A 13,949-nucleotide genomic window follows, 5' to 3' on the forward strand; every position below is an offset into this window, starting at 1 on the left:
ATTATGATAAATCCCCTTCAGATGGCACGGTAATATGAGAAAAGCCTCGGTATTCAGTTAGGTTAGATTGGGACTTTTCCACCAGCTGAGCACTAATATCACGTTTCACTTCAACCCCTAGTTGTTTGAAACTTTCTGCTTGGCGGATCACGTTGCCACGACCTGTTGCCAGTTTATTCATCGCCCCTTGATAACTTTGATTCGCTTTTTCTAACGATTGTCCCATCGCTTCCATATCCGTAACAAACAAGCGTAATTTATCGTAAAGCTTGCCTGCACGATCAGCAATTTCTTTGGCATTTTGATTTTGTCGCTCATTACGCCACAAGTTATTAATAGTACGCAATGCCACCAGCAAGGTCGTTGGACTCACCAACATGATATTTAAATCCATCGCATCCCGGATTAATGCCGGATCGGCTTCAATCGCAGCTTGGAACGCAGGCTCTACTGGAATAAACATCAAGACATAATCCAGACTTTGGATGCCATGAAGCTGATGGTAATCCTTACGGCTTAACCCACGCATATGGGCGCGCATCGAGGCAACATGTTCACTCATGGCGAGTTCACGCTCAGCGATAGTGTCTGCATTAAAGAAGCGCTCATACGCCACCAATGACATCTTGGCATCCACCACCACATCTTTTTGTTGGGGTAAATGCACCACAACATCGGGCTGATAACGCTTACCGTCTTCGTTTTCCAAACTGACTTGAGTTTGATATTCATGCCCTTCACGCAACCCTGAGTCAGACAATACTCGCGCCAGCACAACTTCGCCCCAGTTACCTTGGGCTTTGTTATCCCCTTTAAGGGCTTGGGTTAAGTTAATTGCCTCTTTCGCCATCTGCTCATTGAGCTGTTTAAGGCTATTGATTTGATGCACTAAAGTATGGCGCTCACGAGACTCTTGCGTGAAATTGTCATTAACCTGCTTTTTGAAACCTTCAAGTTGCTCTTTGAGTGGACTCAACAAGTTTTCTAAACTCATTTTATTCTGTTCATCCACCGTTCGAGTCTTCTGCTCAAATAAGCGATTAGCTAAACTTTCAAATTGAATACGTAAGCGTTCTTCAGCATTTTCTAATAGCTTAATTTTTTCATCTGCCGCTTTTTGTTCTTCAAAATGGCGGGCATCTTGCTCACGCAGATCGGCTTCAAGCCCCGCGCTGGCTAAGCGAGAATTATCAAGCTGCTCAGATAAATACTGCTTTTCATTTTGCAGCGCGTCAAAGTGACGCATTTTTTCTAATGCCGCAGCTAAGCGACCGTGCATTTGACGAATTTCATGGGTTAATCTGTCACGATCGTCATCTAACTCTTCCAGCTCTTGGTTTCTTTCTGCTAGCTGACTTTGTAATTGCTGCTCACGACTTAATGCTAAACGCGCATCTGATTCAGCTTGTTGCTCAACAAGCTGAAGCATTTGTTCGTATCGACCTTTATACCAGAATGCCGTGATCACACTGGCAACGGTGGCACCTAACAATGTTGCTAATGCGGTAATAACGCCACCACTTAACCATTCTGCCATAGTAAATTCTCTATCTTCCTGACAAATTATTCTCGCTTTTAAGGCTAAGAGGATACTGGATAAATGTCCAGCTAACGAAGAACAACTTAAACAATAAATAATGGATATAAGCGTTTTTGTTTGCACTCGATCACAGGCTATATCATCACTCGCTATTCACCTTTATAACCATCTCCTACACTGCGTTACCGTTTTTCATTTTTTAACAGGGATAGTCATGAACGAACGCCTCGCTTTAGGGTATGGCATTGCCGCTGTGTTACTTTGGTCTACTGTCGCCACTGCTTTTAAAATTACCTTAGCTTATTTTTCTCCCGTTCAAATGATGGTGATTGCTAGTAGCGTGTCTGCTCTCGCCCTTATTGTTATAGCTGGCTATAAAAAAACACTCCACCAGCTTAAGTCGACTTTTCTTCAACGTCCGCTTTACTACTTATTACTCGGACTTATCAATCCTTTCGCTTATTACTTAGTGTTATTTAAAGCCTACGAATTATTACCTGCTTCGCAGGCTCAACCCATCAACTACAGTTGGGCAATCACTCTGACTTTAATGGCTGCACTTTTCTTAGGACAAAAAATTCAGCGTAAAGATTGGATAGCTTGCGTGCTGGGATATGGCGGTGTGGTGGTAATTGCGACTCAAGGTAATATTTCAGCCTTGAATTTCACCAGTCCGTTAGGCGTTGCGTTAGCGCTATTTTCGACACTGTTATGGGCAGGCTATTGGATTTTAAATACTAAAAATAAAGCCGATCCAATCCTCGGTTTATTACTGGGCTTTTTAGTCTCGCTGCCATTTTCTATCGGCTTGAGTCTGTATCTTGGCGGTTGGCAAAGTGTACCTTGGCAAGGCTGGGCAGCAGTCACGTATGTTGGTTTATTTGAAATGGGGATCACCTTTGTTTTATGGCTCAATGCGCTACGGTTAACCCGTAATACCGCTAAGATCAGTAACCTGATTTTTATCTCACCTTTTATCTCTTTATTATTGCTCGCCACAATTATTGGTGAAACGATTCATCCCTCAACATTGATCGGCTTAATATTAATTATTGCAGGACTCGTAATCCAACAATGGCGAAATAAAAAAGTCCCGATTGTTGAATAGCTAAATTTAACCAAAAAAAAGCCTGTCGATTTGACAGGCTGTACGGATAAGGCTGTCACCACCTCACCTTTAAACTCATAATATTTATTAATTCTGTACCGTTAACTGTGGGTGCCAACGACGCCCGATTTTAGACACTAAAATCAATAATCCTGGGATCAGTAACCACATTTGTAACGTCATTAGCACGGGGGATGAGAAATCTAATCGTTGGGTTAGGCTCACCATGACACCAGCACCACTCATTTGGAATAGCCCCAATAATGCTGCTGCAGTTCCAGCACGATCGCCAAATGGTGCTAATGCTTTTCCGGCTGCAGAGCCTAATACAAAAGCAAAACCAAAGGAACAAATGAAGATTGGCACCATAAAAGCCCATGCTTGCTGTAATGGACTTAATAGCAGCATCAGAGCGCCTGCCATCATTAAGATAATCAAACCAGTACGTAACGTTCGGCGAGTACCAAAGCGATCCATAAACCTGGGTGCAACCATACAGGCTGTAATATTGAGCACAGCATTAATACCAAACCAGATCGTAAACTGGTTCATGTCTTGACCAAGGTGGTTCATCAACCACACTGGTGCTGAAGTTACATAGGCTAAAATCACCGCCATCGCTAACATGCAAAGTGTAGCGTGAAATAAAAATGTTGGTTCGCGTAATACCGACCAGTAACGACTAAGACTAATAGTAGAGCCTTTCACATTAGTACTGACAGGGCGTGTTTCTTTAAATAACACCATCACAAAAAGACCTGCAACTAACGCAAATCCAGCCATGAAACTAAAGTTTGAACGCCAGCCAAAATGATGAGTAAGCCAAGTGCCTAAAAGAGGAGCAAGCGCAGGAATAAAACAAATCGCACCATTTAAATAGCTGATCATACGACCGCTTTTTTCAGCGCCAAAACTATCACGAACCGCAGCAAAAGCAGCAACAGAGGTTGCGCAAGCACCAAAGCCTTGTAGCAAGCGTGCCAACAAAAGTAAATCTAAACTATGTGCAACATAAGCCATCACAGCACTAAAGCCGTAAATGACAATACCACCAAGAGCAATCGGACGACGACCAATACGATCAGCTAATGGGCCAGCTATTAATTGTCCGAGACCAAGGCTAAACATGAACCATGTCACCGTATCTTGAACACGGGTAGGATCAACTTGAAAAGCATTTGCCATAACAGGCAATGCAGGAAGATAAATGTCTATAGCCAACGGGCTAAATAACACCAAGGTCACCATTAAGGCGACAAGCCGAGTATCGGTAGAAGTAGAGGTTGTCATGTGGCGTTCCTAGAAAAAGATCGCGCAAGTCTACGGTGTTATGAGAGTGAATAAAAATGGTTTATTTTCAATACCGCTTTTCCAAATTGGAATCCACCAGCCAACGTATTAATCACTAAGATAAATAGAGTCATAAGGTGAATACCCTGTTATTTATCATAGAGACAATTGAAGCGAGCCGCTAAAAAAGCTAACGTAACAATATTAAACCTAAATCGCTAATACCACAGTGATCAGGGTGAATTAGATCTAACCGCCTTCTAAAGGTGGTTTCTTGACAAGGAACAGACATGCAAACAGTTATCGCACAACGTATTGAGCAAATCCGTCAATGGCTTGAAACACAGCAGCTCGATGCCTTACTGATCCCTCATGAAGATGAATATCTTGGTGAGTACATTCCCGATCATAATGAGCGCCTTCATTGGCTAACTGGATTTACTGGCTCAGCAGGTGCTGCCGTGATCACTCGTGATCGTGCTGCAATGTTTGTTGATGGTCGTTATGTTGTGCAAGTGCGCAAGCAAGTACCGGGTGATGTGTTTGAATATTGTCATTTGATCGAGCAACCACCGGTGCACTGGGTATTAGAAAATCTAGCAGCAGGTAGCAAAGTCGCTATTGATAACCGCCTACACAGTGCAGCATGGCTGAAAAATGCCACGACAACCCTTGATGGTGAACTAGAGCTAGTATCAGTTAACGAAAACCCAATTGATGAACTATGGCTTGATCGCCCAGCACCAAAACTGTCGGATGCGGAGTTAATGGGTCTAGAGTATGTCGGTCAATCAAGTGAAGAAAAACGTGAACAAATTGCCGCACTACTAAAAAAACAAAAAGCTGATGCTGCCTTTTTAAGTCAGCTTGATAGCATTGCTTGGCTACTCAATGTTCGTGGTGATGACGTTCACTGTCTACCCGTTCTGCTGTCAGCTGCTGTGATCCACAGCGATGCATCTGTTGATTTCTACATCGATCATCACCGCCTACCAGAAGGTTTTGCAACGCACGTAGGTAACGGCGTCAATATCCGCGAGCCAGAGCAACTCGCCGCGGGTTTAGCCGCACTTTCAAGTAAACGTGTACAGTTTGATTCAGCGAACAGTAATGCATGGGCAGCTCAGCAACTGACTGATGCTGGCGCACTGCTTATTGAAGCAGCTAATCCAACACTGCTACCAAAAGCCGCTAAAAATACGACTGAAATAAATGGCATGAAAGCGTGTCATATTCGTGATGGTGTCGCGATCTCTAAATTTCTTGCGTGGGTAGATAATCAAGTTGCAAGTGGCAATCTATTAGATGAAGCAGTGCTTTCCGATCAACTTTGGCAATTCCGTCAGCAAGATCCAACCTGTCGTGACGTGAGCTTCGATACGATTTCCGCCTCTGCGGGTAATGCAGCAATGTGTCACTATAACCACATTGATCAACCACAGCCAGGCAAGCTGCAAATGGATACGGTTTACTTAGTCGATTCAGGCGGTCAATACCCTGACGGTACGACCGATATCACCCGTACTATCGCTATCGGTAATCCAGGTGATGAAGTAAAACAAGCCTTCACACTGGTACTAAAAGGTCATATTTCATTGGCTTCGGCACGTTTCCCGAAAGGTACAACAGGCTCACAACTTGACGCACTCGCGCGTCAGCATCTATGGGCACATGGCTTTGATTATGATCATGGTACAGGTCACGGAGTGGGCCACTTCTTAAGTGTTCATGAAGGTCCACAACGTATCTCTAAAGTGGCTAACTCAACCGCACTACTGCCAGGTATGGTGTTATCTAACGAGCCGGGTTATTACCGTGCAGACGCATTTGGTATTCGTATCGAAAACCTTGAACTGGTCGTCGATGTTGAAACTCAAGGCGACATGAACGTCATGGGCTTTGAGTCATTAACTCGTGCGCCAATTGATAAGCGTTTAATCGAGCCAGCACTACTAACAGACGTAGAGCTTGCATGGCTTAACAACTATCACCAAACCGTGTTTAACGTGATCAGCCCATCGCTGGCAGGTAGTGATCTTGAGTGGCTAACGCAAGCGACATCACCGCTAAGCCGCTAACTCTTAGATAAGAAAAAGAAAAGCCAGTACGCATCACGTACTGGCTTTTTATTATCCAGAATAGGCGGGATGCCAATCTTTCCACACCACTTCAAACCCCTGTTGCTTGACCGCTGTAGCGACATCTGCGACCGAACGTTCATCACTGATTGCAAACTGTTCTAGCTCTGGCGTGTCATCAGCGTATCCGCCCGGTTGGGTTTTAGAGCCCGCCGACATACTAGTGATCCCCAAGGGCAATACATTATCGCGAAAATGCGGTGATTCTCGCGTCGATAACGACAGCTCAACTTCAGGATTAAACAACCGATAAGCACAAATCAATTGCACCAGTTGGCGATCCGTCATCACCGATTTAGGCTCTAATCCACCAGTACAGGGTCTTAAACGTGGAAATGAAATCGAATAGCGGCTTTGCCAATACGTCCGCTCAAGATAAGCCAAATGACTGGCAACAAAAAAACAATCCGTGCGCCATTCTTCCATACCGATCAAAGCACCAATCCCTATCTTGTCTATTCCGGCTTTTGCTAACCGATCTGGTGTCGCTAAGCGGTATTCAAAATTGGTTTTATTGCCTCGTAAATGATGCTTCGCATAGGTTGGCGCATTATAAGTTTCTTGATACACCATCACCGCATCTAAACCAAGTTGTCTCAGCTCTTGATACTCATCTTGCTCTAGTGGCTGTACTTCCATTGCCAAATAACTGAAGTGCTGTTTGATTTGAGGGATCGCATCACGAAAGTAATTCATACCAACTTTGGTTTGATGCTCGCCAGTGACCAGTAACACACTATCAAAATTTAGCGCTTTTATTGCCTCACACTCTCGCTCTATTTCTTGTTCACCCAAGGTACGACGCTTAATGCGATTTTCCATCGAAAAACCACAATAGGTACACGCATTGGCACACAGATTCGAAAGGTATAACGGCACATAAAAACTCATGGTATGACCAAACCGCTGACGTGTTAGCATCGCAGAGAGTTGTGCCATTTGCTCTAAGTAAGGTTCAGCCGCAGGGGAGATTAAGGCTTTGAAATCCTCTAGATCCAGCGTTGATTTTCCTAAAGCACGCTCAACATCGGTAGCCGTTTTAGTATAAATCGACAAACGGATATCATCCCAATCCATTTGTTGCCAAACATCCACAAAGCTCATATTGGCTCCTTAATCGTTAAGAAATGCCGTTAATGGACTTGATGCAATTGCATGGTTCACCTTACCTGCAAGACCCGCTTCATAGGCCATACGACCACTTTCCACGGCCAATTTAAATGCACGCCCCATTGCAATCGGATCACTTGCCGCTGCGATGGCAGTATTGACCAATACCGCATCAGCCCCCATTTCCATCGCTTCTGCGGCATGAGAAGGTGCCCCAATGCCCGCATCCACCACCACAGGTACTTGCGCCTGATCGATAATAATGCGAAGAAAATCGCGAGAAGCGACCCCTTTATTCGAGCCAATCGGCGCACCTAATGGCATCACGGCAGCGCAACCCACATCTTCTAATCGCTTACAAAGCACAGGATCGGCATGACAGTAAGGCAGTACAACAAACCCTTCTTTTACCAACTGCTCTGCCGCTTTTAGCGTTTCAATCGGATCAGGCATGAGGTATTTTGGATCAGGGTGAATTTCTAATTTTAGCCAATTCGTCCCCAATGCTTCTCGGGCTAACTGCGCAGCAAAGATCGCTTCTTTGGCATTTTTCGCCCCTGACGTATTAGGCAGTAAATTCACTCCAGCTTGGATCAGTGGCGCTAAGATATCGTCATCACGCTCAGCGATATTGACCCGCTTTAGTGCCATAGTCACGAGCTCAGATCCTGTTGCTAAAATCGATTCTGCCATGACATCACGATTGGCGTATTTACCTGTTCCGGTAAACAGTCTCGATGTGAATGTTTTATCTGCAATAGTCAACATATTAACCTCCAGCTATCGCTTGAAATAACGCGATCTGATCGCCATCAGCAATGACGGTTGTCGACCACTCACTGGCTCCAACAATGCGCTGATTTATCGCGACCGCAGTACCTTGTATGGGTAAATCTAACTGCTTAACAAATTGATGAACGGTTTGCTCAGCCTCGCAAGACATAGATTCATCGTTCAACCAGATAGTTATCATGGTAGCCATTTACACAACCTCTCTTTGATCTTGCTGACCACACACAGGGCAACCAGAATCAGCATCGATTGATACCTGCTGCCATTTTCCTGTTAAGCCATTAAATTGCTGCAGCAAACCAAACCCAACTTCACCAACACCTGCGATAGCTTTGATCGCATTAAGCGCTTGTAACGTTCCAATAGTGCCAACAACAGGCCCCATCACGCCGTTACTACGACAATTTTTATCTTGTGGTGACGCTTCAGTACTAAATGGAAACACACATTGATAACACGGTGAGGCCTGCCTGAAATCAAACGCCAGTAACTGTCCTTGCCAACCTATCGACGCACCGGCAATCAGTGGTGTTTGATGCTGATAACAAGCTTGATTGACCGCATAACGGGTAGCCCAGTTGTCACTGCAATCAAGTACAATATCGGCCTGTTGTACTTCCATTACGAGTTGAAAACCTGCAAGCTTAGCTTTTACTGCACGCGTTCGTACCAATGGGTTCAATGCTAAAAGCTGATCACAGGCTGCTTGCGCTTTATTGAGTGACACATCGGTTTCTCGATAAATCACCTGACGCTGCAAGTTCGAACTCTCAACCTCATCATCATCAGCAATCACCAGTAACCCAACACCCGCAGCCGCTAAATACATCGCTGCCGCTGAGCCTAAACCTCCCGCACCGACGATCAATACCTTGGCATTGTTAAGTGCAAGTTGCCCCTGCTCTCCCATCTCTTCCAGCATGATTTGTCGGTTATATCGAATAAAAGCAGTATCAGAGAGTCTGTCAGTTGTCATCCTTAACCTCCCGCTCAGATAAGCATTGATTGAGTTGTTCGACGGCAATCGCAGGCTCACTTGACTGGGTGATCGCGCGTACCACCGCAACACTACTTACCCCTGTTTTCCAAACGACGGGCACACGAGATAAATCAATCCCCCCAATTGCCACTGTTGGAAACGTATTGCCAATCAATTGTTGATACAGCTTTAAGCGGTGAACGCCTTGCGGTAATGACGGCATTTGCTTGGTTGTGGTTGGGTAAATATGACCAAGGGCGATATAACTGGGATTAAATGCCATCGCACGTAATATCTCGTAATACCCATGGGTTGAGATCCCTAAGCGAAGATTCGCTTGTTGAATGGCATTGAGATCAGCGACTGCTAAATCTTCTTGTCCCAAATGCACCCCAAAAGCACCATGCTCAATAGCCAGTTGCCAATAGTCATTAATAAAGACCTGCGCATTTGCCTGCAGACCTAACGCAATAGCATGAGCAACATCTTGGTTCAAACCTTGTGCATTCGGATCTTTGATCCGCAGCTGAGTGGTTTTCACATCCAATTCAAGTAACTGCTTAACCCATTGGACGGAATCCACTACCGGATATAACTTCAGTTTATCACTATCAACAGCAGCAAAAGCTTCAACTGGCTGACATTCGAATTGCCAACCAATATCTGACAGCTTTGAAAAATTAGCACAAACGATGTCAGGGAAAGCCTCACGCTCAGTTGGCCAAATGCCCATCTGCGTTGACTGGGCATACGCCCTTGCCAGCACTAGAGCATCTTCTAAGGGGTAATCAAGCGCGAGTGCCACCAATAACATCGCTCTCTGTTGAGTCGCATTACCAAGCTCAACACTGAAACAACCACGAACGTCACCATCATGATGCCAAAGATCAAGATAACCACCCTTGACAGGTAAACCACATACCACAACGTTAGATCGTTTCAGTATTTGCGCTTTGATCAGCGAAAGATCTACCTCAGAAGATACCCATTGATCTTGAAATACATAATCAATTAGCTGAGTGGAGCAGGCTTGTTCAAAGCCCACTCGTTTAACGCAAGAGGGCGTCGATACCTCTATCCACTCTTGGCTTGATGGTATTAACGTGACTTGCTCACCTAACTGATACTCTGCAGCAGAGGCTAATAATGGCTCAATATGCATCACCAGAGACGATAAGACCTTTGGTAAGCTTAAGGTGCTCATTAGCTTTCCTCTTTAGCTAGGTGATATAACTCACTACCTTTAGATCGAAACTCTTGTGCTTTTTGCTGCATGCCTTCAAGTGGATCATCTAATAGCTTGATCGCGATTTCTGAGTCTTCTAACCCCTTAGCGTAATCTCGTACTTCTTGAGAGATCTTCATTGAACAGAATTTAGGGCCACACATTGAACAGAAATGGGCAACTTTGCCTGACTCTTGAGGGAGAGTTTCATCGTGATAGGCACGCGCCGTTTCAGGGTCAAGACCGAGATTAAATTGATCTTCCCAACGGAATTCAAAACGCGCTTTAGATAAGGCATTATCGCGCACTTGTGCACCAGGGTGGCCTTTTGCTAAATCAGCAGCATGGGCACAGAGTTTATAAGTGATAAGACCGACTTTTACATCGTCTTTATTAGGCAAGCCTAAGTGTTCTTTGGGTGTCACATAACAAAGCATTGCACAGCCATACCAGCCAATCATCGCCGCACCAATACCCGATGTAATATGATCATAACCCGGTGCGATGTCTGTCGTCAGTGGGCCTAAGGTATAGAATGGCGCTTCATGACAATGCTCTAGCTGCTCTTCCATGTTTTCTTTAATCATGTGCATGGGTACGTGACCGGGGCCTTCAATCATGACCTGCACATCGTATTCCCATGCAATTTTAGTTAACTCACCTAATGTGCGTAGTTCACTAAACTGGGCTTCATCATTGGCATCGGCTACAGAGCCTGGACGCAAACCATCGCCCAGTGATAGTGAAATATCGTATTGCGCACAGATCTCACAAATCTCACGGAAGTGCTGATAGAGGAAGCTTTCTTTATGGTGTGCCAAACACCACTTCGCCATGATAGAGCCGCCACGCGATACAATACCGGTTACACGTTTCGCCGTCATAGGTACATAACGAAGCAGTACGCCAGCATGGATAGTGAAGTAATCCACCCCTTGCTCAGCTTGCTCTAGTAATGTGTCACGGAACACTTCCCAGTTAAGGTTCTCAGCCACACCATTTACTTTTTCAAGTGCTTGGTACATAGGTACAGTACCAATCGGAACAGGGCTATTACGGATGATCCATTCACGCGTTTCGTGAATATTTCGACCAGTTGATAAATCCATTACCGTATCGCCACCCCAACGGGTCGACCAGACAAGTTTTTCAACTTCTTCTTCAATCGATGAACTCACCGCTGAGTTACCAATATTGGCATTCACTTTAACAAGGAAATTACGGCCAATGATCATTGGCTCAGTTTCAGGATGGTTAATGTTGGCAGGAATAATTGCTCGGCCTTCAGCCACTTCTTTACGCACAAACTCAGGCGTAATTTCTTTTGGTAAATTAGCACCAAAGCTCACACCTGGATGTTGTTGGTTTAATACTTCATCACGGTATTTCGCACGACCCATATTTTCACGGATCGCGATATATTCCATCTCAGGCGTAATAATACCTTGGCGCGCATAATGTAATTGCGTCACACAACGCCCAGCTTTTGCACAACGAATACGCGCACGTTCCGCAAAACGTAAATCATCAAGCGTCTTATCATCTAAACGTTCATTGGCATACTCAGAGCTTAACCCTTCTAGTAATTCAGTATCGTCACGCTCTGCGATCCATTGCTCACGCACTAACGGCAAGCCATTATAGATATCGATGTTTTTTTCAGGATCAGTGTAAAAACCAGAAGTGTCGTAAACGCGAATAGGCTCGTTAGGCTCAAAGATAGGATTATCTTTACCGCCACCAACCAAGCTATCAGCTAAAGTGATTTCACGCATAGGAACAAGCACATCAGGACGGCTACCTTGAACATACACTTTCTGTGAGTTCGGGTATGGTTGTGCTGTTAATGATTCAATAAATTGTTTCGCTTCCAGTCTCGCTTGCTTGCGATTCGACATAGCAGTTTCCTTGATTTTTCAATGTAGGGGAAAATGCTTGGCGGATGGGCGTAAACAAGAGGTGTGTACCTAAGTACAGCTATGCAGATGCATACAGTGATCCCTTAAGATATGTAGCAGAAGACATTCTCTCGTTCCCTTCGCAGGTATTAGCCTGATCAGGTTCAACGGATCCCGCAATGCGGTCTCAGCCATATGGCACTCCGACAAGTAGCAATGAGTATAAAGAAGCCGTTATAGTGCAACAACCTTTATACTGAGAAAAATAATAAAAAGTGACAAACAACAAAAAGCCGTGCATCAACACGGCTTATTATTACATTGCATATTTTAATCGTTGTTACTGTGAAATTAATACATCACAACCTAGGTGATTAGCCAAAGAATCACTTAAATCACCAAACAAGTGAAAAGTCGATTTATGGTAACCGGTGATCACTAGGCTAGCATTCAGTTCTTTTGCTAAAGCCTCTATATGCTTTGAAACATCGCCATCTGCAGTATGTATCGCTTTAACTTTATGAGAAGAAGCTGTAATTAAATCAGATAACTCTTTCATGCGTTTTTTTGCAATCGCATCATGCTCTTCTTGTAGCTCAACTTCCACATCAATAAAACTTACGTTTCCGATCCCTGGCTCAACATAAGCAACATGTAAATCAGCGTGATTTTGCTCAGCGATAACGCCAGCTTTCACCATCAATTTATGCGCATTTTTATCTTCAGGATTAACCGCTAATAACACTGTTTGGTAAAGCGACATACCTAGCCTCCTTGAGCTAAGGCTCATAGTAAATTCATTATTTATGATTATGATGCTATAAATATAGCTATACAACTAAGTATTACGCTGACTATTTAATATTAACTTAAATCAATGATTGCATTTTTGGAGAGTTCTCACTTTTCTCGCTAGCGATTATCATGAGCGCTTTCTATCATTACCTAAAAATATAAACGAGATCCCAATGAGCCAATATTTATTACTAGGATTCATCGCGCTTGGTGGTGCATTCGGCGCCTGCTCAAGATACCTCATTTCTGAGCTATGCGTAATGCTATTTGGCCGTGGCTTCCCATACGGTACTTTAACCGTAAACGTGCTGGGCTCCTTGATCATGGGGCTATTGATGTCAGCACTTAATCAAGGAATGATTGAAGCTGCACCATGGCGACCTATTATCGGTTTAGGCTTCCTAGGCGCACTAACAACATTCTCCACGTTCTCAATGGACAATGTTGTCTTGATGCAACAAGGTGAATTTTTCAAAGCAGGCTTAAACATTTTACTTAACGTTATTGTCAGCATTGCTGCTTGTTATGTTGGCTACCAGCTTATGATGAAAAGTTAATAGATAACCGATAAAAAACCGCCTGCATGGCGGTTTTTTTATATCTAAATTAAACGAGTCATCACTTTATGCTAATGAAGAAGAACAACAAGTAATTCATTATTCTATTTAGATTAAAATTCTAAGTAACGCTATATATTTCTTAGCTATGTTTATGGCACTTATCTTCAGACGAAAAAAAACCTGAATCTTTCGATTCAGGTTTTTTTAATAAAGTGGCGGAGCGGACGGGACTCGAACCCGCGACCCCCGGCGTGACAGGCCGGTATTCTAACCAACTGAACTACCGCTCCACACGGAGATAAAACTTTCGTTTTATCCGATATCCGTAGTTCAAAACGAATATCTTAACTTTTTGTCTTCACTTTTTGTAAAAGTGAAAACGAATTAGAAGCCTGGCGATGTCCTACTCTCACATGGGGAGACCCCACACTACCATCGGCGCTATTACGTTTCACTACTGAGTTCGGCATGGGATCAGGTGGGTCCATAACGCTATGGTCGCCAAGCAAATTCG

At 44.1% G+C, this 13,949-nt stretch carries 12 protein-coding genes, 1 tRNA gene, 1 rRNA gene and 1 riboswitch; of the genes, 3 read left to right on the forward strand and 11 right to left on the reverse strand.

The window, feature by feature from the left end; all coding sequences use genetic code 11:
• Position 1 precedes the first annotated feature (1 nt).
• Positions 2-1,537 (reverse strand): DNA recombination protein RmuC, encoded by a 1,536-nt coding sequence (gene rmuC / locus C9J40_RS17700; RefSeq protein ID WP_107207822.1) that lies wholly within the window; start codon positions 1,535-1,537, stop codon positions 2-4.
• A gap of 217 nt (positions 1,538-1,754) precedes the next feature.
• Here rmuC and C9J40_RS17705 point away from each other — a divergent pair, with 217 nt between their 5' ends.
• On the forward strand, positions 1,755-2,648 hold the full coding sequence (locus tag C9J40_RS17705) for a DMT family transporter (protein ID WP_107207823.1): 894 nt from the start codon (positions 1,755-1,757) through the stop codon (positions 2,646-2,648).
• Between the two features lie 87 nt (positions 2,649-2,735).
• Here the strand turns inward: C9J40_RS17705 and C9J40_RS17710 are convergent, their stop codons facing one another.
• Positions 2,736-3,938: a multidrug effflux MFS transporter gene (locus tag C9J40_RS17710; protein ID WP_107207824.1), complete on the reverse strand. Its 1,203-nt coding sequence runs from the start codon at positions 3,936-3,938 to the stop codon at positions 2,736-2,738.
• A gap of 290 nt (positions 3,939-4,228) precedes the next feature.
• On the opposite strand from C9J40_RS17710, the gene C9J40_RS17715 reads away from it, so the two are divergent.
• Positions 4,229-6,016: an aminopeptidase P family protein gene (locus C9J40_RS17715; RefSeq protein WP_107247557.1), complete on the forward strand. Its 1,788-nt coding sequence runs from the start codon at positions 4,229-4,231 to the stop codon at positions 6,014-6,016.
• 51 nt (positions 6,017-6,067) lie between these two features.
• Here the strand turns inward: C9J40_RS17715 and thiH are convergent, their stop codons facing one another.
• The 7 genes from thiH to C9J40_RS17750 all read right to left on the reverse strand — a co-directional run bounded on the left by thiH (position 6,068) and on the right by C9J40_RS17750 (position 12,843).
• Complete coding sequence (thiH, locus tag C9J40_RS17720) at positions 6,068-7,180, reverse strand: 2-iminoacetate synthase ThiH (protein WP_107207826.1); 1,113 nt, start codon at positions 7,178-7,180, stop codon at positions 6,068-6,070.
• Positions 7,181-7,189: 9 nt separating this feature from the next.
• Positions 7,190-7,954, reverse strand: coding sequence for a thiazole synthase (locus C9J40_RS17725; protein WP_107207827.1), 765 nt, complete (start codon positions 7,952-7,954; stop codon positions 7,190-7,192).
• 1 nt (position 7,955) lies between these two features.
• On the reverse strand, positions 7,956-8,168 hold the full coding sequence (gene thiS / locus C9J40_RS17730) for a sulfur carrier protein ThiS (protein ID WP_107207828.1): 213 nt from the start codon (positions 8,166-8,168) through the stop codon (positions 7,956-7,958).
• A complete protein-coding gene (locus C9J40_RS17735; protein ID WP_107247558.1) occupies positions 8,169-8,954 on the reverse strand; it encodes a HesA/MoeB/ThiF family protein in 786 nt (261 codons plus the stop codon).
• Positions 8,944-10,161, reverse strand: coding sequence for a thiamine phosphate synthase (thiE, locus tag C9J40_RS17740; RefSeq protein ID WP_107247559.1), 1,218 nt, complete (start codon positions 10,159-10,161; stop codon positions 8,944-8,946). Before thiE ends, C9J40_RS17735 begins: the two co-directional genes overlap by 11 nt.
• On the reverse strand, positions 10,161-12,080 hold the full coding sequence (thiC, locus tag C9J40_RS17745; RefSeq protein WP_105061483.1) for a phosphomethylpyrimidine synthase ThiC: 1,920 nt from the start codon (positions 12,078-12,080) through the stop codon (positions 10,161-10,163). Before thiC ends, thiE begins: the two co-directional genes overlap by 1 nt.
• A gap of 118 nt (positions 12,081-12,198) precedes the next feature.
• Positions 12,199-12,296, reverse strand: a riboswitch (TPP riboswitch).
• A 124-nt stretch (positions 12,297-12,420) separates the two neighbouring features.
• Positions 12,421-12,843: a universal stress protein gene (locus tag C9J40_RS17750; RefSeq protein WP_107207831.1), complete on the reverse strand. Its 423-nt coding sequence runs from the start codon at positions 12,841-12,843 to the stop codon at positions 12,421-12,423.
• A gap of 205 nt (positions 12,844-13,048) precedes the next feature.
• Between C9J40_RS17750 and crcB the strand changes: the two genes are divergently transcribed.
• Positions 13,049-13,432, forward strand: a complete 384-nt coding sequence (gene crcB, locus C9J40_RS17755) for a fluoride efflux transporter CrcB (protein WP_005372395.1) — start codon at positions 13,049-13,051, stop codon at positions 13,430-13,432.
• A 216-nt stretch (positions 13,433-13,648) separates the two neighbouring features.
• On the opposite strand, the gene C9J40_RS17760 is transcribed toward crcB, so the two are convergent.
• Positions 13,649-13,725 (reverse strand) — tRNA-Asp (locus C9J40_RS17760).
• Positions 13,726-13,825: 100 nt separating this feature from the next.
• Positions 13,826-13,941 (reverse strand): 5S ribosomal RNA (rrf, locus tag C9J40_RS17765).
• Positions 13,942-13,949: the final 8 nt, after the last annotated feature.

Origin of the sequence: Photobacterium sp. GB-72 (assembly GCF_003026095.1) — a bacterium.
Lineage (GTDB): Bacteria > Pseudomonadota > Gammaproteobacteria > Enterobacterales > Vibrionaceae > Photobacterium.